This window comes from Cupriavidus sp. C2SS-8b, from assembly GCF_057073745.1.
In genome coordinates, this window is record NZ_CP172717.1 from 1485594 (window position 1) to 1511853 (window position 26260).

Genomic DNA, 26260 nt, shown 5'->3' on the forward strand with positions numbered 1-26260 from the left:
CTGCAAGGACGGACTGATCAGCGCGTGGCGTGAACCGCGGGCGCCGCGAGATTCCCGAGCACGCGCAACGCCGCTATCTCGCGTGCGTCCCAGGCGGCACGGTCGGCCAGGTAGTTGAACGTGCCAAAGACCTGCCCGGCCTTGCACAGCGGCACGTTGACGACGGCCGTGCATCCCAGCGAGCGGATCAGTGCAACGTCGTCGAACACGGCGGCCAGCGCCGCGTCGCCCTCGCCGACGAAGACTTGCCCGGCTTCGAGCAGTTGCCGGCGCCAGGGACTGTCCGGCTTCGACTTCTTCCCCCCCGGCGGATAGGCGGCAGGGTCCGACGACCAGATCCGCTCGATTTCCCCCGTCCCCGCATGCCACGCGTTGATCGTCAGCAATCCCGGGCCGAGTAGCCGCAGCGTTGCCGCGCCTACGGCATCCAGCGTTTCCATCGGATTGGCCGAGCGCTGCAGCGCATCGCAGAGGCCATTGGCGCAAACCAGCAAGTCCGCAGCGTGATCCAGGGCAGCACTCACGTCATTCTCCATGGATGCCGAGTTCGCGGATGAGCTTGCCGTAGCGGTCCGCATCGTTGCGCAGGATGGTGCCGAACTGCTGTGGCGTCGACGTGGCGGTCTCCACGCCGATTGCGTTCATCTGCTTCTTGACCTCAGGCAGCGCCATTACCGTATTGATTTCGCGGTTCAGCCGCGCGACCAGGTCGGCAGGCATGCCCTTCGGGCCGAAAGCGCCGTACCAGACGGCCAGTTCATAGCCGGGCACGGTCTCCGCGACGGTCGGCGTATTGGGCAACAGCGGCGAGCGCTTCGCTTCCGTCACGGCCAGCAGGCGCAGCTTGCCGGCCTTCACGTGCGGCAGCGTCTGCGTGCCCGCGGAGAACAGCACCTGCGTCTGGCCGGCGACCGTGTCGACCACCGCCGGCGCACCGCCCTTGTACGGCACGTGCAGCATCTGCACGCCGGCCATGCGCTCGAACAGCACCGCGCTCAGGTGGTTGGTGGAGCCTGGGCCCGCGCTCGCATAGGCCAGCTTGCCGGGGTTGGCCTTGGCGTAGGCAATCAGCTCTTTCAGGTTCTGCGCGGGCACGGACGGATGCACCACCATCGTGTTGGTCACGTAGGCGAGCAGGCCCAGCGGCGTGAAATCCTCGACGCCGCGGAACGGCATGTTGGGCATCAGCGCCGGGTTCATGGCATGCGTGCTCATCGAGCCGACCAGCAGCGTGTAGCCATCGGGCTTGGCGCGCGCGACCATGGCCGAGCCGATATTGCCCGACGCGCCCGGCTTGTTGTCGACGATTACCGGCTGGCCGAGCGAGCGCGTCAGGTGCTCGGACAGCACGCGCGCGAGGATGTCGGTGGAACCGCCCGCGGCCCACGGCACGATCAGCGTGATCGGCTTCTGCGGGTAGGCGTCCGCGGCCTGCGCGGCCGCGCAAAATGCCAGCGCGGCGACGCCGCCCAGCAGTCGTTTCAGGATGGATGTCATGGTTTTGCTCTCCTCTCTCTCGCGCGATCCAGCGTGCCGCTGCCCGCGCCCTCCTCTGTTGATCGATGGCCGCATTCAGCGTCCGACGGCATAACCTTGCATGCCGCGCGCATTGGCGCCGGCGCGCAGCACAAGGCGGCCCTGCGCGTCGCGTTCGCGCGTGCAAGCGGACATGCGCCCTTCGGACCACGGGTCGCCCACGCGCACCTCGTGGCCGCGGTCGCGCAGTGCGGCCAGCGTGGCTTCGGGGAAACGGGATTCCACGGTGATCCGGTTGAGCACGGTCTGGCGCGGCCAGAACGAGCCCGGGAAATGGTCGATATGCCAGGCGGGCGCGTCGATGGCCTCCTGCAGGTTCATGCCATGCACCGCATGGCGCAGGAAAAACGCGAGCGACCACTGGTCCTGCTGGTCGCCGCCGGGCGTGCCGAACACCATGTATGGCTCGCCGTCGCGCAGCGCTAGCGAAGGCGACAGCGTCGTGCACGGCCGCTTGCCCGGCGCGAGCGAGTTAGGCAGGCCTGGTTCGAGCCAGGTCATCTGCAGGCGCGTGTTGAGGGCGAAGCCCAGTGCGGGGATGGTCGGGCTCGACGACAGCCAGCCGCCGGACGGCGTGGCGGCCACCATATTGCCGTGCCGGTCGATCACGTCCACATGGCAGGTGTCGCCGACGAACAGCTCGCGCTCTGCCCACTCCGACACCGGCGGCAGTTCGGCAAAGGTCGGCTCGCCCACGCCAAAGCGCACGTCGGCGCGCTGCAGCGTGCGCACCGCGGCTTCCAAGTCGGGCAGGCGCGGGGCCATGCCGCCCGGCATGCCAGGGTCGATCGAGCACGAGGCACGCTCGCCGATGCGCTGCGCGCGGCCGGCCAGGTAGCCGCCGTCCAGCAGCGCGGCAAGCGGGCTGGCCGCGAAGCGCGGATCGCCATACCACGCGAGCCGGTCCGCCATGGCCAGCTTGCAGGCCTCGGCAATCCGGTGGACGAATTCCGCCGAATCCGGGGCATGCTGTTCGAGGTCCGCTTGCCGCAGCATGCCAAGCTGCTGCAGCAACACCGGCCCCTGGCTCCAGATATCGCACTTGGCAACGGTATAGCGGCCAAAGTCCAGCGTGACGGGCGCTTCCACGTCAGGCTGCCATGCGGCCATGTCCTCGTACCGAAGCAGGCCCGTGTGCTTGTCGCCGGTGGTGTCGCGTACATGCGTGTTGCGGCAATAGCTGTCGATCTCGCGTGCCACGAAGCCGCGATACCAGCAGTCCATGGCCGCATCGATCTGGCCTTCGCGTGTGTCGCTGCGCTGCTGCGCTTCGTCGATGATGCGCGTGTAGGTCGCTGCCAGCGCGGGCAGCGTATGCAGGCTGCCGGGGCGCGGCACCTTGCCGCCGGGCAGCCAGGTTTCAGCCGAACTGTGCCATTCGTCGCGAAACAGCGCCTGCACGGCAAGAATCGCGCGCGAGATGCGCGGGACTAGCGGGAATCCGTCGCGCGCATAGCCGATGGCCGGCGCCAGCACGTCGGCCAGCGACCACGTGCCCTGGTCGCGCAGCATGGTCAGCCACGCGCCGAACGCGCCCGGCACCGTGGCCGGCATCAGACCGATGCCGGGCATCAATTCGAGTCCCATGGCGCGCAGGTGCGCCGGATCCGCCAGCGCCGGCGCGGCGCCCTGCCCGCAGACCGAGCGCACGCGGCGCTCGCGCTCGCTCCAGTACAGGATCGGCACTTCGCCGCCAGGCCCGTTCAGGTGCGGCTCCACTACTTGCAGGACGAAGCCGGCCGCCGCAGCCGCGTCGAAGGCATTGCCGCCACGCTCCAGCACGCCCATGGCGGTCTGCGTGGCCAGCCAGTGGGTCGATGCCGCCACGCCAAAGGTGCCGACGATTTCCGGACGGGTAGTGAACATGAGTAGGGCTCCAGGGTTCTGGCCAGTATAGGATCATGAAATAACCGCAATAACGTCTTTGGTTATCATTGCATTACCGATTGGTTATACGACTACACTGCGCCGCACCACCATGTCCATCGCTTCCGACAACCTGGTCCACCGCGTCATTTCGCGGCTGCGCCTCCGGCACATGCCGCTGCTGCTGGCGCTGGAAAGGCAGCGGTCGGTCTCGCGCGTCGCCGCCGAGATGAACCTGTCGCAACCGGCCGTCACCAAGATGCTGCGCGAGATCGAGGACATCTTCGCGGTACCGCTGTTCACGCGCACGCGTCAGGGTCTGGCGCCGACGCCGACCGGCCTGAGCGTGCTTGCGCATGCCCGCCTGGCGCTGGCCGACGCCGATGCGCTCGGCCGCGAGGTTGCCGTGATCGAGGCCGGCTTGCCGGGGCGGCTGCGCCTGGGGGTGATTCCGTACATCGCGCGGCCGGTGCTGGACGCCGCCTGCACCGTCGGGCTGGCGCGCTCGCCCCGCATCTCGGTCCTGGTGCGCGAGGGCACTACGGATGAACTGGTGGCCGCGTTGCGCGCCCACGAACTCGACTGCGTGATCGCGCGCACGTTCTATGTGCCAGGCGAGGATATCGCGCAGCGTCCGCTTTACCGCGAAGAGCCGGTACTGGTGGTGCCAAGCCGGGCGGCGGCTCGACTGTCACGCAGCGCGCTGGACTGGGGCCGCCTGGCCGAACGCGACTGGCTGCTGCCGCCGCCCAATACGCCGATCCGCCGCACCATCAACACCATGTTCGCGGTGGCGGGCGTGGCGCAGCCTACGCCGATCGTCGAAACTTACTCGATCAAGACCATGGCCACCGTGCTGCGCAGCCATCTGGGCGCCATCACCATCGTGCCAAGAGGCGTCGCCGCCGAGCTGGTTGAGGCCGAAGGCGCGACGACGCTGCCGCACCCGCTGAGCTGGGACCTGCCGCCCGTGGGCGTGATGTGGCGAAGGGAGTCGGGCGAGGATGAAAAGATCGCGGCGCTGGTGGCTAGCGTAGCGGAGGTGGGGAGGCAGGCCTGAGGCAACACAAGCCGCAATGGTTTCAACCCGCCACGTGTGGCCGAGGCTCGTTCCCTGCCGGGAACAGCAGGGCGAACACGGTCTCGCCGTCAGTGCTGCTGACCAGCGCGCGGCCACCATGCAAACGCATGATCGAATCGACGATGGCCAGGCCGAGCCCGGTGGAAGCCGCCGAATTGCGGCGCGAGGGATCGGCGCGGAAGAAGCGGCCGAATATATGCGGCAACACCTCGGGAGCGATTGCCGGCCCCGCATTGACCACGCGGATGGAGGTGGCGCCGCCCTCTTCGCCCGCGCGACGCGAAACCTCTACGCGTACCGTGCTGCCTGCAGGCGCATGGCGCAAGGCATTGTCGAGCAGGTTCGTGACCGCGCGGCGCAACAGCGTCTGGTCCGCATGAATGCTGGCGGCGCCATTCACCGACACCCTCACGTTGCGGTCCGCCGCGACCGCTTCGAAGTATTCGGCGACCTTGTCGAGTTCCACGCGCGCATCCAGTGCGCGCACGCCCATGGCGACCTGCGCGTGGTCGGCACGCGCCAGGAACAGCATGTTCTCGATCATGCGCGACAGGCGCTCGTATTCTTCCAGGTTGGATTCGAGCAAGGCCTCGTACTCGGTCACGCTGCGGCTCTGCGCCAGCGTGACTTCGGTCTGTCCGACCAGGTTGCTGATCGGCGTGCGGAAGTCATGCGCCAGGTCCGCGGAAAACGCGGACAGCCGCGAGAAGCTGTCCTGCAGGCGTGCCAGCATGCCGTTGAGTTCGCCGGCCAGTTCGCGCAATTCGGCCGGGGCGCTGCCGACGTCCAGGCGCGTGGCCAGGCGGCTTGTCGTCACCGCGGCCGCATCGGCCGCCATGCGCCGCAGCGGCCGCAATCCGCGCCGCGCCAGCACGAAGCCCAGCGCGGCCGCCACGGCCGCGCCGCACAGCGTTGCCGCGAGCAAGCGGTGGCGGTATTCGCGCATCAGCGCCACGCGATAGCCGGCATCGCGCAGCACCACGATCTCCACCGAACGGCCCGTGTCGCCCAGCTGGCCGAGCGCCGCGATGGCCGACGACTCTGCCCCGCTCTTCGGCTGCCACGCCTGCAGCATGGACTTCTGCGGCTGCGTGGTGACGGGCAGCACCGGTAGCGCCGGAATGGCCTCGTTGCGCGGATTGAGCGTAACCAGCGGCTCGCCTTGCGGCGTGCGCACCACCAGGATCAAACCCTCATGCCCCATCGCGATATCGGCGAACCGGTGCGTATCGGCGCGGACCTCGTCTTCATTGCGCACCTCGCGCAGCAGGTGGCGCACCAGCAGCACTTCGCCGACCAGCTCGCTTTCGTCACGCCCCTGCAACTGCGCCGACAGTGCGCCCGACAGGTAGGCCGCGACGCCTGCAAGGATCGCCGCCGTGGCCAGGCCATACGCCAGCGTCAGCCGCGCCGTGAGGGAGGACGTCAGCCGCTTCACGCGTCGCCCAGGCGCGGCTCGCCTTCGTCGAGCACATAACCCATGCCGCGCCGCGTGTGGATCAGCTTGCGGTCGAACGGGTCGTCCACCTTGGCGCGCAGCCGGCGGATCGAGACATCGACGACGTTGGTATTGCTGTCGAAGTTCACGTCCCACACCTGCGAGGCGATCAGCGAGCGCGACAGCACCTCGCCGCGGCGCCGCGCCAGCAGGTAGAGCAGCGCAAATTCCTTCGACGTGAGGTCGATCTTCTGCCCCGCCCGCGTCACGCGGCGGCGGATCGCGTCGATCTGCAGGTCGGCCAGTTCGATGAATTCGCTTTCGCGCAGCGGCCCGCGGCGCAGGATGGTGCGGATGCGCATGACCAGCTCGGCGAACGCGAATGGCTTGACCATGTAGTCGTCGGCGCCGATTTCCAGGCCCTTGAGGCGGTCCTGCAGCTCGTCGCGCGCGGTCAGGAACAGCACCGGCGTATCGCGTTCGCGGCGCAGCTCGCGCAGCACGCTCCAGCCGTCCAGGCCGGGCAGCATCACATCGAGCACGATCAGGTCATAGGGCTGCTCGCGCGCGTGCGCCAGGCCGTCGATGCCGTCCCGCGCAAGGTCGACCACAAAACCGGATTCGGCCAGCCCCTTTTGCAGGTAATCGCCCGCCTTGGGCTCGTCTTCGACAATCAGGATACGCATGCGGGTCCTTTCGGCGGGCACCATTGCGCCGCAGGCATAACGCTAGCCGAGTCCGGCCCTGCGCGGCGCAAGATGTCAAAAATGTCATCTGCAGGTGACGCATCCGCGCCAGCGGGCCCGGTAAAATGGCCATCGACACCGAACGCACCTATTGGTTCCACGCTCCGCCGATGAAACGCCCCAATCTCCGCTTCTTACTGCTGTGCCTTCCGCTAGCGGCGCTGCCCGGTGCAGGCCACGCCGCATCCGAGACGTCAGCCTGTGCCGTGGTGCAGGCCGCCGGCTTGTCGCTGGCCGAACGTCATGCGGCGGCCAAGGCGAGCGCCGAAGCGGCACTCGTTCCGGCACCGCATTGCGCGGATGGCGCCGTTCGCGTCATGAGCGACCCCGACAGTGACGGCACTCCGCTGCAACTGCACGACGGGAACGGCAGCGCCGAGAAAGAGAAGCCCGCCCAGCGCGACAGCAGCCGTATCAGCCTCTGCGCCGCGCCCGACGGATGCACCATCGGCGCGCTGACCGAGCTGCCGATCACGGCACTTGCCCACTATGGGCATGCTGCCGCCATGGCTTCCACGGCCGCCTTCGCCGGCCCTTTCAGCGGTTTCCCCGCCCTGCCCTGACACGTCCTGGCGCGCCTGCCAGGCCGGCAGGTGGCTCAGTCGACGCGGTAGAAATCGATCGACTGGCCCGCGTTCACCGCGCGTTGAAGCCAGTCCGGATACTCCCCGGTACCGTCCCAGCTCTGTCCCATTGCATTGCGGTAAAGCAGCGTGGCCTTCTTTGGCGGCGGCTGCACCGCAGCAGCGTCGCCGGGCGCTTGTTGATGCGTTGCCTCAGGAATTTCCGCAGCCGCGACCTGCCCGGCTGACGGTTCTCCGTCAAAGCATCCGGCGGCCATCAGGTCGTCAAGCGTGAGGGCGTAGTTGTCCATTTGCTCGCGAATCCACGTGATCGCGGCAAGCTTGGCTGATTCAGACTCAGGCATCAGTATTGTGAGAAGCCCGCCGCAATGTCTCCGATTCCGGCGGTGCAATGGAAGACCGGCGCCAGGCGGCGCCGGTGTGATTCCGGGGATTTTACCGTGTTTGGCGAAGCATCCCGCGAAACGCTGCCTGCGACCCGCCGGCGCGGGCCCATGACACCATTGTCATGGCGCAGTCATGCTGCTGTGCGGCACGCCTCCCTAGACTGGCCGCATGGTTGGTCAAGCCCTGACCGGCCGGCTAAGGAGATAAACCATGCGACTGCTCAAACATACCCTGATGACCACGGCAATGGCCGCCACGCTCGCCAGCGTGGCCACGACCGCGAGCGCGGGCCCGCGCGCGCCTGACCCCTATCTGGACGGCGCGCGCAGCATCCACAGCCCGCGCGATGCCTTCACCGATGGCGCGCGCAGCAACCCGCGCACCCCCGATCCGTTCACCGACGGCGGGCGCAGCGGTCCGCGCACGCCCGACTCCTTCTCCGACGGCGCCTGAGCCGTGATGGCTCAGCGCACTTCGCCATAGATGCGGCGGGCGTCCGCGGCCGTGGCCAGCGGGCGGCCCAGCATCAGCCCGCCCTGGGCGGCCTGTTCGACCAGCGCTGCATTGCCCGGCGCCAGGCTGCCATCACGCAGGTACAGGTTGTTTTCAAAGCCCACGCGGACATGGCCGCCAAACGCTGCCGCTGCGGTCACGCAGGCATTCTCCTCGCGGCCGAACGCGCAGATGGACCACGGCAAGGTTCCGTCGGCCACCTGCAGGAACGGCAGCAGGTCGCGCGGCGACGATACCTGTCCCGCCGAATAGCGCCCCAGCACATACAGCACCGACCATGCGCCGGGCGGCACCATGCCCCGTTCACGCATGGCTTGCCAGCGCTGCACATCCGCCGCGTCATACAGGATCACCTGCGTCATGATGCGCTCGCGCGCGAGCCAGCCGATGAAGTCCGCCAGCTCGGTCTCGCTCACGTCCGGGACGGCGATTTCGCGCAGGCCTACAGATACCGCTTCGGGACGCAGCTCGCGCACCATCGCCATCTGCTCAGCGGCCTTGTACACGCCGGCGGCCTCGCTGGTGACCTGCACCAGCAAGGCATCGCCCACGGCCTGCCTGACCGTGGCCAGTGCCTCGCGGTAGGTCTGCGCATCGAGCGAATGGCGCCCTTCTGCGTCGCGCACATGCATGTGCATCATGGCGGCGCCGGCGTCCAGGCACGCCTTCGCGTCGGCCGCCAGCGCGGCGGCGGTCAAAGGCACCGCGGCATGGTCGGCGGCGCGCTTGTAGGCGCCGTTGGGCGCCACGGTGATGATCAGCGGCGAACTGGCCAGCGGCTGCTGGATGGGGGCCTGGGTGGCTTGGGTGGCTTGCGTCATGGCTGGATCTCGGGCAGTTCGGGGGCAATCAGGTCAAGGCCGGCGCGCAACAGCCGGTCATAGCGTGCGCGTTCGGCGGCAATGGTTTCGGGTGTCCAGGCGTAAAAGCCTTCGCCGGTCTTCATGCCGTGGCGGCCGTCGGCGGCGCGCTCGCTCAGGCAGCGCGCGGGATGGTCGTCATTGCAGAAGGTCGGGTACATGGTCGCCCCGGCGGCCGCATGCACGTCGATGCCGGCATGGTCGCGCTGCAGCACCGGCCCTGCCGCCAGGAAGCGGAAGCCAAACCCGAAGCGCACCGCGGCATCCACGTCCGCGGCCGACGCAATGCCGCGGTCGATCAGGCTGAAGGCTTCGCGCGACAGCGCGTGCTGCAGCCGGTTGGCCAGGAAGCCGGGCAGGTCCTGGCGCACCTTGACCGGCACCATGCCGCAGCGGCGCATGAAGGCGATCAGCGCATCGGCGCAGGCTTCGTCGCTGCCCGTGCCCATGACCACTTCCACCAGCGGCACCAGGTGCGCCGGCATGAAGAAGTGCAGGCCCAGCATCCGCTCGCGCCCGGCAAGGCCGTCGCCGATGGCGCTGATCGGGAAACTGGAACTGTTGCTGGCCAGCACCGTATCGGGAAGCGCACGGGCGGACAGGTCCGCGAACAGCGCCTGCTTGAGTTCGAGGCGCTCGGGGATGCATTCGATGACCAGGTCCACCGACGACCAGTCCACCGCGTCCAGGTCCGGCACCACCGCAAGCCGCTCGGCGCCTTCGGCACGGCCGATCGCCGCCAGGTTGGTGGCGACGCGGCCCGGCAGCGCGCCGGCGCGGTCGGCATCGGGCTCGATCACGGTGGTACGGCACATCGCCCGGGTCAGGACCACGGCGACATCGGCCCCCATGGTGCCGCCGCCGACTACCACGGCATGGGCGGCGCCAGGGCGGCCAGGCGAGATGGAGTGGGCAGAATTCATAGTGTCGTTTGGCATGGCGAAGGCGGCAGGCACGCTTGGCCACCGCCGAATAGGGAATGGCAGCAGTGTAGAGAAGCCGCTTTGATTGATGAAGTTGATTCTATGGATAAAATGATCTGAATTCGAGATCAATCCACCGACCCGGAACCTGCCCGGGACGCCATCGCCCATGAAGATCAACCTGTCGATGCGTGACATCGAGACCACGCTGGTGCTTGGCCGCACGCTCAATTTCCGGCAAGCGGCCACCCAGCTGCACCTGTCGCAATCGGCGCTCTCGACCCAGATCCTGCGGATCGAGGAATCGCTCGGCGTGCGCCTGTTCGACCGCACCACGCGCACGGTGCGGCTGACCGCCGCCGGCCAGGTCTTCATGCAGCAGGCCGCGCTGCTGCAGGCGGCGTTCCGTGGCGCGATCGACGCGGTCACGGGCATTGCCAGCGCCGAACGCGGCCAGGTGGCCGTGGCGGCGCTGCCCTCGCTGGCGGCGCGCATGCTGCCGCGCGTGCTGATGGACTACCACCGCGCCCGTCCCGAAGTGGCGCTGAAAGTGTTCGATACCCTGTCCGGCCCCGCCTTCGACCTGGTGCGTTCGGGCGATGTCGACTTCGCGCTGACCGCGGCCGATCCGCAGCAGGCCGACCTGCACTACGAGCCCCTGCTGTCCGACCGCTTCGTGCTGCTGATCCCGTCCGCGCATCCGCTGGCACGCGGCACGGGACCGCTGCGCTGGGCCGACACCGCCAGCGCGCCGCATGTGTCGATGACGCACCCGAGCAGTGTGCGCCAGTACACCGAGTGGGCCTTCCTGCAGAACCGCATCCGCTTCCAGCCGGTATTCGAGGCCGAGCACCTGGCCACGATCGCCGCCATGGTTGAGTGCGGCTTCGGCGTGGCCGCGCTGCCCGAAATCGCCGCCGGCACGGTGCGCCAGCCGGGCATTGTCGAGCGGCTGTTGACGGGGCCCGTGACGGAGCGTTCGATCGGGCTGGTGACACCGCGCAACCGCAGCCTGTCACCCGCCGCGGCGGAGCTGGCCGATGCCGTGCGCGCGCACCTCGCCCACTTCCGCGGCCAGCCGGAAGCGGCCAGTGCCGAGGTGGATGCATGAGCCTGCTCGTCGACGTCCTGGTGCTGGCTGGCGTCCTGCTGGCGATCGTGGCCGTGGTGCAGGTCGCCGCCGCGCGCCTCGTGCTGCCGGAATCGACACTGCTGTCGGCCATCGGCATCGCCATCGGCGCGGGGTATGTGGCAATCGATGCCGCGCATCCGGAGTTCGCGCGGCACTTCCTGCATCCGCTGATCGACCCGGAACTGCCGCCCGAGGCTTACCTGTGGATCTTCCTGCCGCCGCTGCTGTTCCACGCCGCGCTCACCGCCGACGTGCGCAGCATGCTGCCCGACGCGGCGCCGATCCTGCTGCTGGCCGTGGTCGCCGTGATCGTCGCCACGGGCGTGATCGGCCTGGCCACCGCTGCCGCCAGCGGCATGCCGCTGACCGCCTGCCTGCTGCTTGGGGCCGTGGTGGCCACCACCGATCCCGCGGCGGTTATCGCCATCTTTCGTGACGTGGGCGCGCCGGCGCGCCTGATCCGGCTGGTCGAGGGCGAGAGCCTGCTGAACGACGCCGCGGCCATCGCCATCGTCGGCGTGCTCGTCGCCATGCTCACGGGCCACGGCGCGCAGGCCACGCTCGGCGCCGGCGTGCGCGAGCTGGCGTGGTCCTTCGCTGGCGGCGTGCTGTGCGGCACGCTGGCCGGCCGGCTGGTGGCCGAGCTGCTGCCGCGCCTATCGGGACTGGCCATGGCCGAAAGCGCGCTGACGCTGGCGCTGCCCTACCCGCTGTACCTGCTGGCGGAACAGCTCCTCGGCGTGTCCGGGGTGGTGGCCGTGGTCTGTGCCGGCCTGATGGTGAGCGCGCTCGGCCCGACGCGCCTGACGCCCGCCAACTGGCGTCACCTGCGCATGATCTGGGAACAGTTCGCGGGCATCGCGGGCGCCGTGGTGTTCCTGCTGGCCGCCGTGCGCGTGCCGTCGCTGCTCGCTGGCGTCACGATCCAGCACGGCTGGCTTCTGGCGGTGCTGGTGGTGGCCGCGCTGGCGGCGCGGCTGCTGGCCCTGTTCGGCCTGCTCCCGGTGCTGTCATGGCTGCGGCTGAGCGCGCCGATCAGTGGCCCGTTCAAGCTGGCGATCGCATGGGGCGGCCTGCGCGGCGCGGTCACGCTGGTGCTGGCGCTGGGCATCGCCGAGAACACCGCGCTGCCGCATCCGGTGCGCCACTTCGTCGCCATCCTGGCCACGGGCTTCGTGCTGGTCAGCCTGCTGCTGAACGGCACCACGCTGCGCTGGCTGATCCACCGGCTTGGCCTCAACCAGCTTTCGCCGCAGGAGCGCGCGCTGCAGCAGCAGGCCATTCGCCTGTCGACCGAGGAGGTCGAGGCCATGCTGGGCCGCGTGGCCGACACCTTCGACCTGCCGCCGGCCGCCGCGCGCGAAGTCGCGCAGCACTACCGGCGCGGCATCGAACTGGGCTCGGCCGAGTTCGACTTCGACAGCGCGCTGTCCGAGCGCGACCGCCTGACCATCGGCCTGGTCACGCTGGCCACCCGCGAACGCGAGCTGATTCCCGAATACGGCGACGGCGTGATCTCGGTGGCCAACCTCGATGCCATGATGCGCAACACCTCGCACATGATCGACGCCGCGCGCGAGCAGGGCCGCATCGGCTACAACCGCGCGGCGCGGGCCATCCTGCAGTACCACCTGGGCTACCGGATCGCGCTCTTCCTGCACAAGTGGCTGGGCCTGGACCGTCCGCTGGCACGCGCGCTGGCCGACCGCTTCGAGCTGCTGATCTGCCGGCAGACCGTGCTGGACCGCCTGCGCCGCTACAACCGCTCGCTGCTCACGCCGGTGTTCGGCGCGCGCATGACTACCGTGCTGGACGGTGTGCTCGAAGAGCGCTTCCACTCCGCCGGCGAAGGCCTCGCGCAGATGCGCGAGCAGTTCGGCGACTACACGGTGGCGCTGGAGCGGCGCCTGCTGATGCTGTTTGCGCTGCGCAAGGGGCAGCACTCGCTGGCGTCCATGCGCGAGGAAGCGGTGATTTCGAAGCAGGCGTTCAACCAGATCGAGCAGATCATGCAGCACGCCTGGCAGGCCAACCTCGTGCGCCCGCCCCTGAGCGCGGGAGGAACGCGGCGCGCCCGGTGGAACTCGCTGCGCGAGAAGCCGGCCGCGCCATCCGCGCGCCCGGCGCCCGGTCCGGTGGACAGCCCCCGCAGCGGGGAACCGGGCGATCCTGGTTGATGCCCAGTTCCGGTCGCTGCGCAGAATGCGGTCGCATGGTGAACAGTTGACGCTGTTCCGGCCGGCGATAAACAATCGCGGATCGCCCGCCCGGTCCCCGCAGTCGCCCCGCCCGCCCTCTTCCCGATGATCCCTTCCGTCACCACCCTGCACGGCCGCCTGAAAATGCAGCACCTGCGCCTGCTGCTTGCCATCGAGGAGCGCGGCTCGCTGCGCCAGGCCGCCGAGGCATTGACGCTGACACAACCGGCGGTGAGCAAGATGCTGCAGGACATGGAAGACCTGCTGGGCGTGTCGCTGTTCGAGCGCCATGCGCGCGGACTGCGGCCGACGCGCTTCGGCGGCGCGGCGACGCGCTATGCCAAGCTGGTGTTCGCCGACATGGCCGGCCTGCGCGATGAGCTGGTGGCCCTGGAATCGGGCAAGATCGGCCGCGTGCGCGTGGGGGCGGTCATGGCGCCGACGCCGGGCCTGCTGGCGGACGTGATCCGCGGCCTCAACCGCGACCATCCGCAGCTCGAAGTGGTGGTGCAGGTCGACACCAGCGACCTGCTGGTGCAGCTGCTGGAACGCGACCAGCTGGACATCGTGCTGGGCCGCGTACCCGAAGGCTGGGACAGCAGCGGGCTCGACTTCGAGCAGTTGGGCGAGGAAGGACTGGCGATCGTGGTCGGACCGCAGCATCCGCTGGTCCGGCGGCGGCGCCCCTCCTTCGCCGAGCTGACCCGGTATCCATGGATCATGCAACCGCGCCCCAGCCCGATGCGGGCGCTGCTCGACCGCTCCTTCGAGGACGCGGGCGTAGCGCCGCCGCCCTCCACCATCGAGACCGCCGCCGTGCTGATGACCACGTCGCTGCTCGCGGACAGCGAACTGATCGCGGTGCTGCCGGAATCGGTCGCGGCGTATTACCGCAGCCTGGAGGCCCTGGCCGTTCTGCCGCTGCCGCTGCCGCGCAAGCTCGGGCCCTACGGCATCGTGACGCGGCGGGGCCGCCCGGTCACAGCCTCGATGAGCGTCATCATCGATGCCTTGCGGGCTGCCTCCGCGCTCTAGTCTTGCTTTAGTCCCGCGCGCGCCTTCAGCGCCCCCAGCGCAGCACCAGCGGATCCAGCCGGCGCGCGATCCGCAGGAGCCCTTCGCGCGTGGCGGGATGCATTGGCTGCAACGGGTGCCGCACCGCGTCCGAGGCAATCACGCCGCCCGCCTGCATCAGCGTCTTTGCCGTGGCCAGCCAGCCCTGGCGGTTCTCATGGTTGATCAGCGGCAGCCATTGCTGGTAGTGCTGCGCCGCCAGTTCGGCATCGCCGGCCTGCCAGGCGTCCATGATCCGGCGGATGCCGTCCGGGTAGCCGGCGCCGGTCATGGCCCCGGTGGCACCCGCCTCCAGGTCGGCCATCAGCGTGATGGCCTCTTCGCCGTCCCATGGGCCGACAATGGCGCCGCCACCCAGCTCGATCAGGTCGCGCAGCTTCGCCGCGGCCTGCGGCACCTCGATCTTGAAATAGGAGACGTTGGCGATCTCCCTGGCCATGTGTGCCAGGAACGGCGCCGACAACGTGGTGCCGCTGACCGGCGCGTCCTGGATCATTATAGGAATGTCGATGGCGTCCGACACCGCGCCGAAGAACTCGTAGATGCCGCGCTGGGGCACGCGGATGGTGGCGCCGTGATAGGGCGGCATCACCATCACCATGGCGGCACCGGCGTCCTGCGCGGCCCGGCTGCGCTCCGCGCAGATGCGCGAGCTGAAGTGCGTGGTGGTGACGATCACCGGCACGCGGCCGTCCACATGCTCTAGCACGGTCTTCATCAGCAGGCTGCGCTCGTCGTCGCCGAGCACGAACTGCTCGGAAAAATTGGCCAGGATGCAGAGGCCGTGCGAACCGGCATCGATCATGAAGTCGATGCAGCGGCGCTGGCCGTCAAGGTCCAGCGCGCCGTGCGCGTCGAAGATGGTGGGCACCACCGGGAATACCCCGCGATGGACGGGCCGTGCGGCGGACGTGCTCATGTGGTCTCCTTCTTGATGGAGCCGGCAACGGCCGGCAGGGGCCCAATATACGGCGCGGCCGGCCGCAATGTATATTGAATCGTTTCCATTATGTGATCGCTTTTTCGACTCACCTTCGCTGTCCTTCACGCCCGCCCTGCCCCATGAAGACCACGCTCGACGTCCTGATGTCCCGGCTGCGCATGAAGCAGCTGCAGCTGCTGATCGCGCTGGACGAACACAAGAGCCTGCACCAGGCCGCCGCGGCCATGGCCATGACCCAGTCGGCGGCCAGCAAGGCGCTGCAGGAGCTGGAAGGCATGCTGGATGCGCCGCTGTTCGAACGTTCGCGCAGCGGCATGCGGCCTAACCCGTTCGGCCATTGCGTGATCCGCTATGCGCGGCTGATGGCCACCGACCTGGGCGCGCTGTGCCAGGACATGGCCGAGATCCGTTCCGGCCAGGGCGGCCAGCTTGCGGTGGGCACCATCATGGGCGCGGTGCCGGACGTACTGGTGCCGGCGCTTGAAACCATGCAGGCCGCCCAGCCCAGGGTTGCGCTCCACCTCGTCGAGGACACCAGCGTGCGCCTGCTCGACCTGCTGGACGACGGCCGCCTGGACCTGGTGCTCGGCCGGGCGCTGGTGAGCGGGCAGCCCGACCGCTACCACTACCAGCCCATCGGCGAAGAGCCGGTGTCGGTGGTAGTGGGCCATGGCCGCCCGGCGCCACGCGCCAAGGTCCTGGCACTGGCCGACCTGGCCGGCTACCGCTGGATCGTCTACCCGGGACAGATGCCGATGCACGAACTGCTGCAGCGCGAATTTGATCTGGCTGGCCTGAGCCTGCCCGCCAACGTGATCTCGACCTCGTCCACGTTCGTGACGGTCTCCCTGCTCCAGAGCGGCGAGCGGCTGGTGTCGCTGCTGCCCACCAGCGTGGCGGAGCTGTTTGCCCGTCAGAAGATGTTGCGCATCCTGCCGGTGCGGCTGCAGTCGCGCCACCAGACCTTCGGCATCGTCACCCGGCGCGGCGGCACGCTGTCGGCGGCGGCACGGGAACTGATCGGCCTGCTTAAATCGGCCGGCAATGCGCAGAGGTATTCCCACAGGTGATCACCCATTCAAAAATGCTCAGTAGTTGATTAGCACTCCTCTCCGTATAGTTCGTTCAAACAGCAAAGACTGACAACGAAGATGGAGACCCGCATGAAACGATGGATCACTGGCGCCTGCGCCGGACTGATCGGCCTGACCGCCGCCGTGGGCGCGGTCCAGGCCCAGGATTCCCGGCCCGTGCGCCTGATGGTCGGGGCGGCACCGGGCGGCGGCACCGACGTGATGGCACGCATCGTGTCCGACAAGCTGGCCGCCATCCTCAAGCAGCCCGTGGTGGTCGACAACCGGCCCGGCGCCTCCAATACCATTGCCGCCGACATCACCGCCAAGGCGGCGCCGGACGGCAATACGCTGCTGATGGGCGTGGTCACCTCGCAGGCGATCGCGCCCCACCTGCTCAAGCTCCAGTTCGATCCGCTCAAGGACCTCGCTCCGGTCGCGCTGGTGTCCTCCGTGCCCAACGTGCTGGTGGTCAACAACCAGGTGCCGGCTCGCGACGTCAAGGCGCTGGTGGCCCAGATCCAGGCCAGCCCCGACAAATTCCGCTACAGCTCCTCCGGTGTCGGCAGCACCCAGCATCTTGCCGGCGCGGCGTTTGCCCACCAGATCCATGGCCAGCTGCTGCATGTGCCGTACAAGAGCAGCAGCAGCGCGCTGGTCGACCTGATGGGCGGCCAGGTCGACATGAGCTTCGAGACCATGCCTTCGGTGATCAGCCATATCAAGTCCGGCAAGTTGCGCGCGCTGGCCGTGACCGCCGATCAGCGCTCGCCCTTGCTGCCAAACGTGCCGACGCTGGCCGAAGCCGGCGTGCCCGGCATCCAGATGAATGCCTGGTATGGCGTCTATGCGCCGGCTGGCACGCCTGCCGCCACGCTGCAGAAAATCAGCGCGGCGCTCGCCACCGTGCTGAAGGACCCCGACACCGTGCGCCGCCTGAATGATGTCGGCGCGGTGCCCGGCACGCTCAATGCCAGCCAGTTCGATGCGTTCTCGCGCAGCGAATATGCCCGCTACGGCAAGCTGATCGCCGAACTCGGCGTCAAGCTTGACTGAACCCGCATCCACCGCATCCGCCATGACTCAACGTCCCCGAATCGCCATGGTGCTTGGCGATCCCGCCGGCATCGGCCCTGAACTGGTTGCCAGATTGCTGGCCGATCCGAGCGCGGCGCAGGCGCAGATCCTGCTGATTGCCGATCGCGACGAATGGCGCCACGCCCTGAGGCTGGCCAGCGTCGACCTCGCGCTGCCCGAGACCGGCCGCCTCGGTTTCGACGGCACTGACGCCGGTCCGCGCCTGTACCACTGGGAGCTGGAAGGCAAGCCGGCCTATCCGCGCGGCGCCGCCAGTGCCGAAGGCGGCCGCTACAGCCTGGGCACGCTCGCGCTGGCGTTGGAACTCGCCCAGGCCGGCCAGGCCGACGCCATCCTGTTTGGCCCGCTTAACAAGAGCTCGCTGCATGCCGCCGGCATGGGCTACAACGACGAGTTGCACTGGTTTGCCGAACAGCTCGGCCATCGCGGCGCCTTCTGCGAGTTCAATGTGCTGGATGGCCTGTGGACCTCGCGCGTGACCTCGCACGTGGCGCTCAAGGACGTGCCGGCCATGATCACGCGCGACAGCGTGGGCGCTGCGATCGACCTGATCGACCAGGCGCTGCGCAATGCCGGCATGGGCGCGCCGCGCATCGCGGTATGCGGCCTCAATCCGCACAACGGCGACAACGGCGCCTTTGGCCGCGAGGAGATCGACGTGATCGCACCCGCCGTGGCCGATGCCGAGGCGCGCGGCGTGGCGGCGCAAGGCCCCTTCCCCGCCGACACCATCTTCCTCAAGGTGCAGGGCGGACCGGCCCAGCGCCAGTTCGACGCCATTGTCACCATGTACCACGACCAGGGCCAGATCGGCATCAAGCTGATGGGCTTCTCGCGCGGCGTCACGGTCCAGGGCGGCCTGCCGGTGCCGATCACCACGCCGGCGCACGGCACCGCGTTCGACATCACCCAGCAAGGCCGGGCCGATCCCGGCGCGATCCTGCAGGCGTTCCGGATTGCCTGCCAGATGGGTGCGCAAAGACGTGCCGCCGCGCAGCAGTGAGCACGCATCCTGACAGGCCGGCCTAGACCCGCCCTGCTAACGCGGCGCCGGCATGCCCGCCGGCCCGCGGCCACCACGCAAACCTGAACACGGCCGCCGAGACCGCGGCCGAGGGCGCACTCGCGCGCGCAGTCGCGGCGCCGGCAAGCCAGCCTGACAACAACCGTATTTCTGCCGTAAAAGGAGCCAAATCATGAAGATCACCAACGTCCGCGCCCGGGTATTCGAATGGAAGGGCAAGACCGTGCCCCCGCAGGCCCACTTCTGCACCAACGCCACGGACATCCTGTTCGACCGCGGCGACGCCATGGGCTCGTTCCGCTTCCATGGCTGGCTGGTGGTAGAGGTCGAGACCGACAGCGGCCTGGTCGGCATCGGCAACTGCGCGCTGGCACCGCGCGTGGCCAAGCAGGTTATCGACCAGTACCTGGCCCCGATCGTGATCGGCCAGGACCCGTTCGACAATGAATACCTGTGGCAGAAGATGTACCGCCGCACCCATGCCTGGGGCCGCAAGGGCATCGGCATGGCCGCGATCTCGGCAGTGGACATCGCGCTGTGGGACCTGATGGGCAAGGCGGTGGGCAAACCCGTGTTCAAGCTGCTGGGTGGACGCACCAAGGAGAAGATCTGGTGCTATGCCTCCAAGCTCTACAACAACGACGATCGCGACGCCTTCCTGGGCGAAGCCCAGCGCTATCTGGACCAGGGCTTCACCGCGATGAAGATGCGCTTCGGCTACGGCCCCAAGGACGGCCCCGCCGGCATGCAGAAGAACCTGGAGCAGGTGCGCCTGCTGCGCGAACTGGTGGGCGACGGCGTCGACATCATGCTGGAGTGCTACATGGGCTGGACGCTGGAATACGCGCGCCGCATGGTGCCGCGCCTGGCCGAGTTCAACCCGCGCTGGCTGGAGGAGCCGGTCATCGCCGACGATATCGAGGGCTATGCCGAACTGAAGAAGCTGAGCCCCTTCCCGATCTCCGGCGGCGAGCACGAGTTCACCTCGTACGGCTTCAAGGACCTGCTCGAGCGCCGCGCGGTCGACGTGATCCAGTACGACACCAACCGCGTGGGCGGCATCACCGCGGCACAGAAGATCAACGCCATGGCCGAGGCCTGGTCGGTACCGGTGATCCCGCATGCCGGCCAGATGCACAACTACCACCTGACCATGGCCTCCACCGCTTCGCCCATGTCGGAGTACTTCCCGGTGCATGACGTGGAAGTCGGCAACGAACTGTTCTACTACATCTTCAAGGGCGACCCGGCACCGGACAACGGCTACCTGCAGCTGGACGACAACCTGCCCGGCCTGGGCCTGACCCTGAACGACGAGCATTTCGGCGACTTCGACATCATCGGCTGAACCCCGTGCCTGGACGGGGCGGTCGCGCCGCCCCCGCTGGAATGCCGCGCGTCGGTCACCGTCATCCGCCACAGGCCGTCGCGAAGAGCACCCCGTCGACGCGGGCCTGCACGTAGGCCGACACGTCCACCAGGCCAAGCAGCGCGGCCAGCAAGGCGATGCCGGACCATGCCGCCACCATGCCCGTGCGGCTGCCCGTCTGCAGGGCCGCCAGCATGAGCGGAAGCAGGCAGGCAACGACGAACAGGAATCGGATCGCGGACATTGCTGAATCTCCGCCCCCCGTGCTCAGCGCCGGGCGCTTGCGGCGACGTGCAGGGCCGGCGGCACGCTGGCAACGCCACGCAAACCCAGCCACGCGCACGCGGCCGCAAAGCCGGTCACCACGCCGAGCGCGACGATCGTCTGCACGTAGCTGCCGGTCGCTTCGAACGAGCGCGCACCCAGTTGAACCGACAGGAACGCGCCGGCCTGGTGGATCAGGAATAGCAGCCCGAACACCCTGCCCTTGACCTGGCTGCCGTAGCGCTCGAAGCAGAACATCGACGTCAGGATGACCGTGCCCAGGTAGCTGCTGCCGAACAGCAGCGCAAACGGCAGCACGCCGGCCTGCGGCACCAGCAGCAACAGCATTGCCGCGCAGCGCATGGCGTAGAAGCCGGCCAGCAGCCGGTGCTTGTCCAAGCGCAGCGCGAGCGCCCCGGAGGCGATGCCGCTGGCCAACTCCAGCACCCCGAGCGCGCTCAGCGCGTAGCCCATTTCCAGGCGCGGCACGCCAAGATCCTGCCAGTGCGCCAGCAGGTGCACGTCGATAAAGGCCATGGTCGCGCCGCAGCCGAAAAACCCCGCTGCCAGCACGTAGAACACCGGATCACGCCGCACAATGGCCCAGGCCGAGGCCTGCGCCTGCGTGCTGGCCGTCGCAGGCGCGGACGGCTCCCAGCGCGACAGCCACCACAGCGTGGCGGCCACCGGCACGGCGAAGACCAGGCCAACGGCGCAGAACACCGTCGTCCACGCCGCCTGCGGCTGCAGCCAGATCCAGAATGGCGACAGCACGATAAAGCCGATTGCCGTGCCGTTTGTCACCACGGCATAGGCCAGCCCTTTCCGGCGCGCCTCGAACAGGCGGTCGACCAGCACGCCCATCGGCACGAAAGTCATTGCGGCCAGCCCGAACGCGCCGGCGATGCCGAACGCAAGGCTGAACCAGACCAGCGACTGGTGCCACCAGGCCGCGCCGGCATACGCAATGCCTGCCGCCAACGCACCGATCGCCGCGGTACGCAGCGGCCCGACGCGGTCGCTCAGCGCACCCACCACGGGCGACATCAGGCCGGTGGCCAGCATGAACAATCCGCCCGACCACGCGAACTGCGCGCGCCCCTGGCCGAAGTGCGTGGCAAGTTCCACGAAGTAGACCTGATAGACGCCTTTGACGGCGGTCGACGCGAACATCACCGCAAAGCCGGTGGCGACCAGCAGCAGCGTGACAGGGCGGGATATCGGGTGGCTGTTCATGTCGGTGAATCCTGTCGCAAACGTTGAGGGGCACTGCAATCCTATGCGCCGCGCAAATCGCCTTCCAGCAAACGACCCGACGTATATGGCAAGTTTTCGGCCATGCTTGGTATTCGCGGACGTCCGGAAAAATTAGCCACCATTGCGACGACATGGCAAACTTCTGTTTCTCCATCCAATTCCACAAGGCATCACGAAGCTCAGGCCCATGGCAACCGCATATTTCCTGATGCTGCCCGGCATCCACATGCTGGATCTGGCCGGGCCGCTGCAGATCCTGTCGACGGTTGCCGAACTCGGCATCGGGCCGCTCGGCGTGCGCTGCGTCGGGCCGCATTCCAGCGTGCAGGCATTCCAGGGCATAGAACTGAGCCGGGTCGCGCCGCTGCCGGCACGGCTGCTGGCGGATGACCTCGTGCTGGCCATCGGCAGCAAGATGACCAATACGCTGATCCGTTCCCAGGGCTGGCGCGATACCTCGGAATGGCTGCGCGGCGTGGCGGCGCGTGCAAAGCAAACCTCGACCATCGCCGCGGTGTGCACGGGCGCCTACCTGCTCGGCGATGCCGGCTTGCTCGACGGTCGCCTGTGCACCACGCACTACGCCCATGTGAGCCGCTTGCGCGCCAAGCATCCGCGCGCCACCGTACTGGACAACCGCGTCTTCGTCAGCGACGGCAATATCTGGACCTCGGCGGGCGTGGCGTCGGGCATCGACATGGCGTTGCAGCTCGTGGCCGATGCCTTTGGCGATGACGCCGCCATTCGCGTGGCGCGCGAGAACGTGGTGCCGTTCCGGCGCTTCGGCGGCGACCCGGAGCTGGATTCGAAATTCCGCTCCCGCTCGCACGGCAATGCGCTGGTTCATGCAGTGCAGGATGCCATCTCCACGGACTTGTCCGTCAGCGTGTCCGATCCGTCTTTCGCCGGGACCTTCGCCACCAGCGTCAGGCACCTGTCGCGTGTGTTCGCACGGGAAACAGGGCTGACGCCCAAGCAGTACCAGCTTGCGTTGCGCATGGACAAGGCCCGCAGGCTGCTGGCGGCATCTTCGCTGCCGGTCGAGGACATCGCCGGCCAATGCGGCTTTGCGAGCGTGCAGGCCTTCCGTTCCTGCTGGAACAAGGTCCAGCCGATGACGCCCGGGGAATACCGGCACGCTCACCGGGGCTAGTGCAATGCCGGCTTACCGCCCGCGCGCCTTTTCTGCTGCCAGGTAGGCATCCCTCGACGGCAGCAAGTGCCGCCGGCATAGCGCCACCAGGTCGTCGCGCCGCCCTTCGCGCAGCGCTTCGATCATGGCCCAGTGCTCCTGCCGGGCGCGTTCGCGGTAAGCGGCTGCGGCCAGCGAGCCGAAGCGGATCGGGTGGGTGCGCCGCGCGTATTCGCCGATGGCCTGCTGCAGCACGCCGTTGACCGACAGCGCGAACAGTTCGCGGTGGAACTGCTGGTTGATGCGGAAGACGGCGCGCGCATCGTCGGCCGCCACGGCGGCATCGTGGCGCTGCTGCACGTCGATCAGCGCCTGCAGGCGCTGCGGCGGCACCGGCATGGCGATCAGCCCCGCCGCATGGCACTCCAGCACCTCGCGCAGGGCGTAGAGTTCCACCACTTCGTGCGTATCGAAGGCGCGCACCAACGCGCCGGCATTGCGCCGCCGCTCCACCACGCCCATCAGCTCCAGCTCGGACAGCGCCTGCCGGACCACGTGGCGCTTCAGGCCGAAGCGCGCCATCAGCGCATCTTCGGTCAGGCGCTCGCGCGGGTGCAGGCGGCCGAAGACGATGTCTTCCTCGAGCGTCTCGACGACTTGCTGCATCGCATCGCCGCCGTCAATATCGGTGACCGCCGTGGTGGTGGCGCCCATGGCTCAGCCCTGCTTCGGCACGATATCGACGGTCTGCGTGGCACGCAGGAAGTCGAAGTCCACGCCCTGGTCGGCCTGCGTCACGGTCTCCAGGAACAGCTTGCGATAGCCGCGTTCGGCGCGCGGGCGCTCCACCGGCTGCTCCGCCGCGCGGCGGCCCAGCTCGGCGTCGTCGACGAGCAGCGCAATCTCGCGGTTCGCCACCGACAGGCGGATGCGGTCACCGCTGCGCACCAGCGCCAGCGGGCCGCCGATGGCGGCTTCCGGCGTGACGTGCAGCACGATGGTGCCGGCCGCCGTGCCGCTCATGCGCCCGTCCGACACGCGCACCATGTCCTTCACGCCGGCCCGGGCAAGCTTCTTCGGGATTGGCATGTAGCCGGCTTCCGGCATGCCCGGCGCGCCGGTCGGACCGATGCGCTTGAGCACGAGGATATCGTCGGACTTGACGTCCAGCGCGTCGTCGTCGATGCGCTGCGCCATGTCCTCGGCGTTCTCGAACACCACGGCGCGCCCTTCATGCTCCATCAGCGCCGGGTTGGCGGCCGACTGCTTGATGATGGCGCCGCCCGGCGCCAGGTTGCCGCGCAGCACCGCCAGGCCGCCGGCCGGATAGATCGGGCTGGCCGCGGTGCGGATCACATCCTGCGTGAATGGGGGCGGTGCTGCATCCAGTTCTTCGCCAAGCGTGCGGCCGGAGACGGTCAGCGTGTCCAGATGCAGCAGCGGACGCAGCTCGCGCAGCAGCGCGAGCATGCCGCCGGCCTTGTGGAAGTCCTCCATGTAGTGCTGGCCCGACGGCTTCAGGTCCACCAGCACCGGGGTCTCGCGGCTCATGCGATCCAGCCCCGCCAGGTCAATATCGATGCCCAGGCGCCCGGCGATCGCCGTCAGGTGGACGATGCCGTTGGTCGACCCGCCAATGGCCAGCAGCACGCGCAGCGCGTTCTCGAAGGCCTTGCCGGTCAGGATGCGGTCCGGCGTCAGGCGCGCGGCGGCCATGGCGACCGCCGTGGTGCCGGTGCGCTCGGCCACGCGCACGCGGTCTGCCGTCACCGCGGGCGCCGACGCGCCGCCGCTCACCATCATGCCGAGCGCTTCGGCCACGCAGGCCATGGTGCTGGCCGTGCCCATCACTGAACAGGTTCCTACGCTGGCCACCAACTGGTTGTTGACGTCGGCGATCTCGGTGCTATCGATCTCGTCGGCACGGTAGCGGCCCCAGTAGCGGCGGCAGTCGGTGCAGGCGCCGACCCGTTCGCCGCGGTGCGCGCCGGTCAGCATCGACCCGGTCACCAGCTGGATGGCGGGCACGCCTGCCGACGCCGCGCCCATCAGCTGGGCCGGCACGGTCTTGTCGCAGCCGCCGATCAGCACCACCGCGTCCATGGGCTGCGCGCGGATCATCTCCTCGGTATCCATCGACATCAGGTTGCGCAGGTACATGCTGGTCGGCGCGGAGAAGCTCTCGTGCACCGAGATCGTCGGGAAGTCCACTGGCAGGCCGCCCGCCAGCATCACCCCGCGCTTGACCGCCTCCACCAGTTGCGGCGCGTTGCCGTGGCACGGGTTGTAGCTGCTGCCGGTATTGACGATCCCGATGACCGGCCGCGACAGCGCGTCATCGGTGAAGCCCGCGCCCTTGATGAACGCCTTGCGCAGGAACAGCGAGAAGCCCGTGTCGCCGTAATTGGTCAGGCCCTTGGCCAAGCCGTGGGTGCTTGCGGGCGTGTCGGGCGACTGCTTCGGATCTCGGGAGGAAGGCATCCTGCGTCTCCAATAAAATTATTGATAATCGAGACGCGAAGCTTAGCTGGCCTGGCGCCCACGCTGCAAGTGGGTTGCGCGCCCAGGTTGACTAATCCAATTTTCAGATCAGTCGATAGAAAAATTCTGATTCATCAATCAAGAGGTCCACCCTACACTTGGCCACGATGACGAGCCGGGCATCATCAGCGATGCGGCACCAGGAGTCGCCGCGGCTTCCCCCCGATTCCCACAAGATCCCGGCACAGGAGACTCACATGTCCGGCATTTCCCCCATGCCCGGCCGGGGCGTTCGCGCGCCGCGCCGCGCGCTGCTGCTGTCGTCGCTGGCGTGCGCCAGCCTGCTGCTGGCCCCGTCGCTGGCCGCTGCCGGCGACTACCCCAACAAGCCGGTGCGCCTCGTGGTGCCCTACCCGCCCGGAGGCGCAACCGACGTGATCGGCCGCACGCTGGCCCAGCGCCTGTCGGCCACGCTTGGCCAGCAAGTCGTGGTGGACAACCGCGCCGGGGCCGCCGGCAATATCGGCGCGGACCTGGTCGCCAAGTCGGCGCCCGATGGCTACACGCTGCTGATGGGTGCGCTGACCAGCCATGCGATCAACGCCGCGCTGTACAAGAGCCGCGTGCCCTACGACATCGAGAAAAGCTTTGCGCCGGTGGCCATCGTCGGCACCGTGCCGCTGGTGTTCGTGGTCAATCCGTCCGTCAACGCCACCACGCTGCCGCAACTGGTGTCCCTGGCCAAGTCGAAGCCGGGCACCATCACCTATGGCTCGGCCGGCAACGGCTCGCCGCAGCACCTGGCCGGCGAGATGTTCAAGCGCATGGCCGGCGTGGACATGCTGCACGTGCCATACAAGGGCAGCGGCCCCGCGATGACCGACCTGATCGGTGGCCAGGTACTGAGCATGGTGGAAACGGTGCCCGCCGCGCAGGCCTATGTGAAGGGTGGCAAGATCCGCGCGCTCGCGGTGACCTCGGCCCAGCGCGTGAGCGCCCTGCCCGACGTGCCTACCGCCGCCGAAGCGGGCCTGAACGACTTTGAGGTGAGTTCCATGTTCGGCATCGTCGCGCCGGCCGGCACGCCGGCGCCCGTGATCGATCGCCTGAGCGCCGACCTGAAGAAGATCCTGGCGGAACCGGAGGTCAAGGATGCGCTGCTCAAGCAAGGCGCCATTGCCACGTGGACCAATCCGGCGCAGACCGGTGTGCGCATCAAGGCGGAAATGGCGAAGTGGAATACGGTGATTCGTGATGCGGGTGTAAAGCCGGATTAAGCAG

25 protein-coding genes are annotated in these 26260 nt (G+C 68.4%); 12 read left to right on the forward strand and 13 right to left on the reverse strand.

What is annotated here, in order from left to right; all coding sequences use genetic code 11:
• Positions 1-17: 17 nt before the first annotated feature.
• The 3 genes from ACIGJB_RS23775 to ACIGJB_RS23785 form a co-directional block, all read right to left on the reverse strand.
• Positions 18-524: a GAF domain-containing protein gene (locus ACIGJB_RS23775; protein WP_483732443.1), complete on the reverse strand. Its 507-nt coding sequence runs from the start codon at positions 522-524 to the stop codon at positions 18-20.
• Between the two features lies 1 nt (position 525).
• The gene (locus ACIGJB_RS23780; protein WP_483732444.1) at positions 526-1497 is read right to left on the reverse strand and encodes a Bug family tripartite tricarboxylate transporter substrate binding protein; all 972 of its coding nucleotides are present in this window, start codon (positions 1495-1497) and stop codon (positions 526-528) included.
• Between the two features lie 75 nt (positions 1498-1572).
• Entirely contained in the window at positions 1573-3402 is a 1830-nt protein-coding gene (locus ACIGJB_RS23785) for a gamma-glutamyltransferase family protein (RefSeq protein WP_483732445.1), read from the reverse strand.
• 112 nt (positions 3403-3514) lie between these two features.
• Here ACIGJB_RS23785 and ACIGJB_RS23790 point away from each other — a divergent pair, with 112 nt between their 5' ends.
• Positions 3515-4462, forward strand: a complete 948-nt coding sequence (locus tag ACIGJB_RS23790; RefSeq protein WP_483732446.1) for a LysR substrate-binding domain-containing protein — start codon at positions 3515-3517, stop codon at positions 4460-4462.
• A 22-nt stretch (positions 4463-4484) separates the two neighbouring features.
• Here ACIGJB_RS23790 and ACIGJB_RS23795 read toward each other — a convergent pair whose 3' ends face one another.
• Both ACIGJB_RS23795 and ACIGJB_RS23800 read right to left on the reverse strand, forming a co-directional pair.
• On the reverse strand, positions 4485-5921 hold the full coding sequence (locus tag ACIGJB_RS23795) for a heavy metal sensor histidine kinase (RefSeq protein WP_483732447.1): 1437 nt from the start codon (positions 5919-5921) through the stop codon (positions 4485-4487).
• Positions 5918-6607 carry a heavy metal response regulator transcription factor gene (locus tag ACIGJB_RS23800; RefSeq protein WP_483732448.1) on the reverse strand — a complete coding sequence of 230 codons (690 nt, stop codon included), beginning with the start codon at positions 6605-6607 and terminating at the stop codon, positions 5918-5920. The genes ACIGJB_RS23795 and ACIGJB_RS23800 overlap by 4 nt, the downstream gene beginning before the upstream one ends.
• Before the next feature lie 125 nt (positions 6608-6732).
• On the opposite strand from ACIGJB_RS23800, the gene ACIGJB_RS23805 reads away from it, so the two are divergent.
• A complete protein-coding gene (locus ACIGJB_RS23805; protein ID WP_483732449.1) occupies positions 6733-7230 on the forward strand; it encodes a hypothetical protein in 498 nt (165 codons plus the stop codon).
• Between the two features lie 35 nt (positions 7231-7265).
• Here the strand turns inward: ACIGJB_RS23805 and ACIGJB_RS23810 are convergent, their stop codons facing one another.
• Positions 7266-7595 carry an H-NS family nucleoid-associated regulatory protein gene (locus tag ACIGJB_RS23810; protein WP_483732450.1) on the reverse strand — a complete coding sequence of 110 codons (330 nt, stop codon included), beginning with the start codon at positions 7593-7595 and terminating at the stop codon, positions 7266-7268.
• Positions 7596-7848: 253 nt separating this feature from the next.
• Here ACIGJB_RS23810 and ACIGJB_RS23815 point away from each other — a divergent pair, with 253 nt between their 5' ends.
• The gene (locus ACIGJB_RS23815) at positions 7849-8091 is read left to right on the forward strand and encodes a hypothetical protein (RefSeq protein WP_483732451.1); all 243 of its coding nucleotides are present in this window, start codon (positions 7849-7851) and stop codon (positions 8089-8091) included.
• Positions 8092-8102: 11 nt separating this feature from the next.
• On the opposite strand, the gene ACIGJB_RS23820 is transcribed toward ACIGJB_RS23815, so the two are convergent.
• Positions 8103-8972: a beta-keto acid cleavage family enzyme gene (locus ACIGJB_RS23820; protein WP_483732452.1), complete on the reverse strand. Its 870-nt coding sequence runs from the start codon at positions 8970-8972 to the stop codon at positions 8103-8105.
• On the reverse strand, positions 8969-9934 hold the full coding sequence (locus ACIGJB_RS23825) for a 3-hydroxyacyl-CoA dehydrogenase family protein (RefSeq protein WP_483732453.1): 966 nt from the start codon (positions 9932-9934) through the stop codon (positions 8969-8971). The genes ACIGJB_RS23820 and ACIGJB_RS23825 overlap by 4 nt, the downstream gene beginning before the upstream one ends.
• Positions 9935-10103: 169 nt before the next feature.
• Here ACIGJB_RS23825 and ACIGJB_RS23830 point away from each other — a divergent pair, with 169 nt between their 5' ends.
• The 3 genes from ACIGJB_RS23830 (at position 10104) to ACIGJB_RS23840 (ending at position 14299) form a co-directional block, all read left to right on the forward strand.
• A complete protein-coding gene (locus tag ACIGJB_RS23830; RefSeq protein WP_483732454.1) occupies positions 10104-11045 on the forward strand; it encodes a LysR family transcriptional regulator in 942 nt (313 codons plus the stop codon).
• Entirely contained in the window at positions 11042-13243 is a 2202-nt protein-coding gene (locus ACIGJB_RS23835; protein WP_483732455.1) for a cation:proton antiporter, read from the forward strand. Before ACIGJB_RS23830 ends, ACIGJB_RS23835 begins: the two co-directional genes overlap by 4 nt.
• A gap of 126 nt (positions 13244-13369) precedes the next feature.
• Positions 13370-14299 carry a LysR family transcriptional regulator gene (locus ACIGJB_RS23840; protein WP_483732456.1) on the forward strand — a complete coding sequence of 310 codons (930 nt, stop codon included), beginning with the start codon at positions 13370-13372 and terminating at the stop codon, positions 14297-14299.
• Between the two features lie 25 nt (positions 14300-14324).
• On the opposite strand, the gene ACIGJB_RS23845 is transcribed toward ACIGJB_RS23840, so the two are convergent.
• Positions 14325-15257 carry a dihydrodipicolinate synthase family protein gene (locus tag ACIGJB_RS23845; RefSeq protein WP_483732457.1) on the reverse strand — a complete coding sequence of 311 codons (933 nt, stop codon included), beginning with the start codon at positions 15255-15257 and terminating at the stop codon, positions 14325-14327.
• A gap of 143 nt (positions 15258-15400) precedes the next feature.
• Here ACIGJB_RS23845 and ACIGJB_RS23850 point away from each other — a divergent pair, with 143 nt between their 5' ends.
• The 4 genes from ACIGJB_RS23850 to ACIGJB_RS23865 all read left to right on the forward strand — a co-directional run bounded on the left by ACIGJB_RS23850 (position 15401) and on the right by ACIGJB_RS23865 (position 19824).
• Complete coding sequence (locus tag ACIGJB_RS23850; protein ID WP_483732458.1) at positions 15401-16351, forward strand: LysR family transcriptional regulator; 951 nt, start codon at positions 15401-15403, stop codon at positions 16349-16351.
• A 93-nt stretch (positions 16352-16444) separates the two neighbouring features.
• Positions 16445-17410 carry a Bug family tripartite tricarboxylate transporter substrate binding protein gene (locus tag ACIGJB_RS23855; protein WP_483732459.1) on the forward strand — a complete coding sequence of 322 codons (966 nt, stop codon included), beginning with the start codon at positions 16445-16447 and terminating at the stop codon, positions 17408-17410.
• Positions 17411-17432: 22 nt separating this feature from the next.
• Positions 17433-18455 carry a 4-hydroxythreonine-4-phosphate dehydrogenase PdxA gene (locus ACIGJB_RS23860; protein ID WP_483732460.1) on the forward strand — a complete coding sequence of 341 codons (1023 nt, stop codon included), beginning with the start codon at positions 17433-17435 and terminating at the stop codon, positions 18453-18455.
• A 193-nt stretch (positions 18456-18648) separates the two neighbouring features.
• Positions 18649-19824, forward strand: coding sequence for an L-rhamnonate dehydratase (locus ACIGJB_RS23865; protein WP_483732461.1), 1176 nt, complete (start codon positions 18649-18651; stop codon positions 19822-19824).
• A 61-nt stretch (positions 19825-19885) separates the two neighbouring features.
• Here ACIGJB_RS23865 and ACIGJB_RS23870 read toward each other — a convergent pair whose 3' ends face one another.
• Entirely contained in the window at positions 19886-20089 is a 204-nt protein-coding gene (locus ACIGJB_RS23870; RefSeq protein WP_483732462.1) for a hypothetical protein, read from the reverse strand.
• A gap of 23 nt (positions 20090-20112) precedes the next feature.
• A complete protein-coding gene (locus ACIGJB_RS23875; protein ID WP_483732463.1) occupies positions 20113-21345 on the reverse strand; it encodes an MFS transporter in 1233 nt (410 codons plus the stop codon).
• A 208-nt stretch (positions 21346-21553) separates the two neighbouring features.
• Between ACIGJB_RS23875 and ACIGJB_RS23880 the strand changes: the two genes are divergently transcribed.
• On the forward strand, positions 21554-22519 hold the full coding sequence (locus tag ACIGJB_RS23880; protein WP_483732464.1) for a GlxA family transcriptional regulator: 966 nt from the start codon (positions 21554-21556) through the stop codon (positions 22517-22519).
• Positions 22520-22531: 12 nt separating this feature from the next.
• On the opposite strand, the gene ACIGJB_RS23885 is transcribed toward ACIGJB_RS23880, so the two are convergent.
• Both ACIGJB_RS23885 and ACIGJB_RS23890 read right to left on the reverse strand, forming a co-directional pair.
• Complete coding sequence (locus ACIGJB_RS23885) at positions 22532-23212, reverse strand: GntR family transcriptional regulator (protein ID WP_483732465.1); 681 nt, start codon at positions 23210-23212, stop codon at positions 22532-22534.
• A gap of 3 nt (positions 23213-23215) precedes the next feature.
• Positions 23216-24979: an IlvD/Edd family dehydratase gene (locus ACIGJB_RS23890; RefSeq protein ID WP_483732466.1), complete on the reverse strand. Its 1764-nt coding sequence runs from the start codon at positions 24977-24979 to the stop codon at positions 23216-23218.
• 257 nt (positions 24980-25236) lie between these two features.
• Here ACIGJB_RS23890 and ACIGJB_RS23895 point away from each other — a divergent pair, with 257 nt between their 5' ends.
• Entirely contained in the window at positions 25237-26256 is a 1020-nt protein-coding gene (locus ACIGJB_RS23895) for a tripartite tricarboxylate transporter substrate binding protein (RefSeq protein WP_483732467.1), read from the forward strand.
• The last annotated feature ends 4 nt before the right edge of the window (positions 26257-26260 follow it).

What these genes read in the sequence shown, in the direction of transcription:
- ACIGJB_RS23780 (WP_483732444.1), bottom strand. Translation starts at nt 1,497, where the DNA reads ATGACATCCATCCTGAAACGACTGCTGGGCGGCGTCGCCGCGCTGGCA.
- ACIGJB_RS23785 (WP_483732445.1), bottom strand. Translation starts at nt 3,402, where the DNA reads ATGTTCACTACCCGTCCGGAAATCGTCGGCACCTTTGGCGTGGCGGCA.
- ACIGJB_RS23790 (WP_483732446.1), top strand. Translation starts at nt 3,515, where the DNA reads ATGTCCATCGCTTCCGACAACCTGGTCCACCGCGTCATTTCGCGGCTG.
- ACIGJB_RS23800 (WP_483732448.1), bottom strand. Translation starts at nt 6,607, where the DNA reads ATGCGTATCCTGATTGTCGAAGACGAGCCCAAGGCGGGCGATTACCTG.
- ACIGJB_RS23805 (WP_483732449.1), top strand. Translation starts at nt 6,733, where the DNA reads ATGGCCATCGACACCGAACGCACCTATTGGTTCCACGCTCCGCCGATG.
- ACIGJB_RS23810 (WP_483732450.1), bottom strand. Translation starts at nt 7,595, where the DNA reads ATGCCTGAGTCTGAATCAGCCAAGCTTGCCGCGATCACGTGGATTCGC.
- ACIGJB_RS23815 (WP_483732451.1), top strand. Translation starts at nt 7,849, where the DNA reads ATGCGACTGCTCAAACATACCCTGATGACCACGGCAATGGCCGCCACG.
- ACIGJB_RS23820 (WP_483732452.1), bottom strand. Translation starts at nt 8,972, where the DNA reads ATGACGCAAGCCACCCAAGCCACCCAGGCCCCCATCCAGCAGCCGCTG.
- ACIGJB_RS23825 (WP_483732453.1), bottom strand. Translation starts at nt 9,934, where the DNA reads ATGAATTCTGCCCACTCCATCTCGCCTGGCCGCCCTGGCGCCGCCCAT.
- ACIGJB_RS23830 (WP_483732454.1), top strand. Translation starts at nt 10,104, where the DNA reads ATGAAGATCAACCTGTCGATGCGTGACATCGAGACCACGCTGGTGCTT.
- ACIGJB_RS23835 (WP_483732455.1), top strand. Translation starts at nt 11,042, where the DNA reads ATGAGCCTGCTCGTCGACGTCCTGGTGCTGGCTGGCGTCCTGCTGGCG.
- ACIGJB_RS23840 (WP_483732456.1), top strand. Translation starts at nt 13,370, where the DNA reads ATGATCCCTTCCGTCACCACCCTGCACGGCCGCCTGAAAATGCAGCAC.
- ACIGJB_RS23845 (WP_483732457.1), bottom strand. Translation starts at nt 15,257, where the DNA reads ATGAGCACGTCCGCCGCACGGCCCGTCCATCGCGGGGTATTCCCGGTG.
- ACIGJB_RS23850 (WP_483732458.1), top strand. Translation starts at nt 15,401, where the DNA reads ATGAAGACCACGCTCGACGTCCTGATGTCCCGGCTGCGCATGAAGCAG.
- ACIGJB_RS23855 (WP_483732459.1), top strand. Translation starts at nt 16,445, where the DNA reads ATGAAACGATGGATCACTGGCGCCTGCGCCGGACTGATCGGCCTGACC.
- ACIGJB_RS23860 (WP_483732460.1), top strand. Translation starts at nt 17,433, where the DNA reads ATGACTCAACGTCCCCGAATCGCCATGGTGCTTGGCGATCCCGCCGGC.
- ACIGJB_RS23865 (WP_483732461.1), top strand. Translation starts at nt 18,649, where the DNA reads ATGAAGATCACCAACGTCCGCGCCCGGGTATTCGAATGGAAGGGCAAG.
- ACIGJB_RS23870 (WP_483732462.1), bottom strand. Translation starts at nt 20,089, where the DNA reads ATGTCCGCGATCCGATTCCTGTTCGTCGTTGCCTGCCTGCTTCCGCTC.
- ACIGJB_RS23875 (WP_483732463.1), bottom strand. Translation starts at nt 21,345, where the DNA reads ATGAACAGCCACCCGATATCCCGCCCTGTCACGCTGCTGCTGGTCGCC.
- ACIGJB_RS23880 (WP_483732464.1), top strand. Translation starts at nt 21,554, where the DNA reads ATGGCAACCGCATATTTCCTGATGCTGCCCGGCATCCACATGCTGGAT.
- ACIGJB_RS23885 (WP_483732465.1), bottom strand. Translation starts at nt 23,212, where the DNA reads ATGGGCGCCACCACCACGGCGGTCACCGATATTGACGGCGGCGATGCG.
- ACIGJB_RS23890 (WP_483732466.1), bottom strand. Translation starts at nt 24,979, where the DNA reads ATGCCTTCCTCCCGAGATCCGAAGCAGTCGCCCGACACGCCCGCAAGC.
- ACIGJB_RS23895 (WP_483732467.1), top strand. Translation starts at nt 25,237, where the DNA reads ATGTCCGGCATTTCCCCCATGCCCGGCCGGGGCGTTCGCGCGCCGCGC.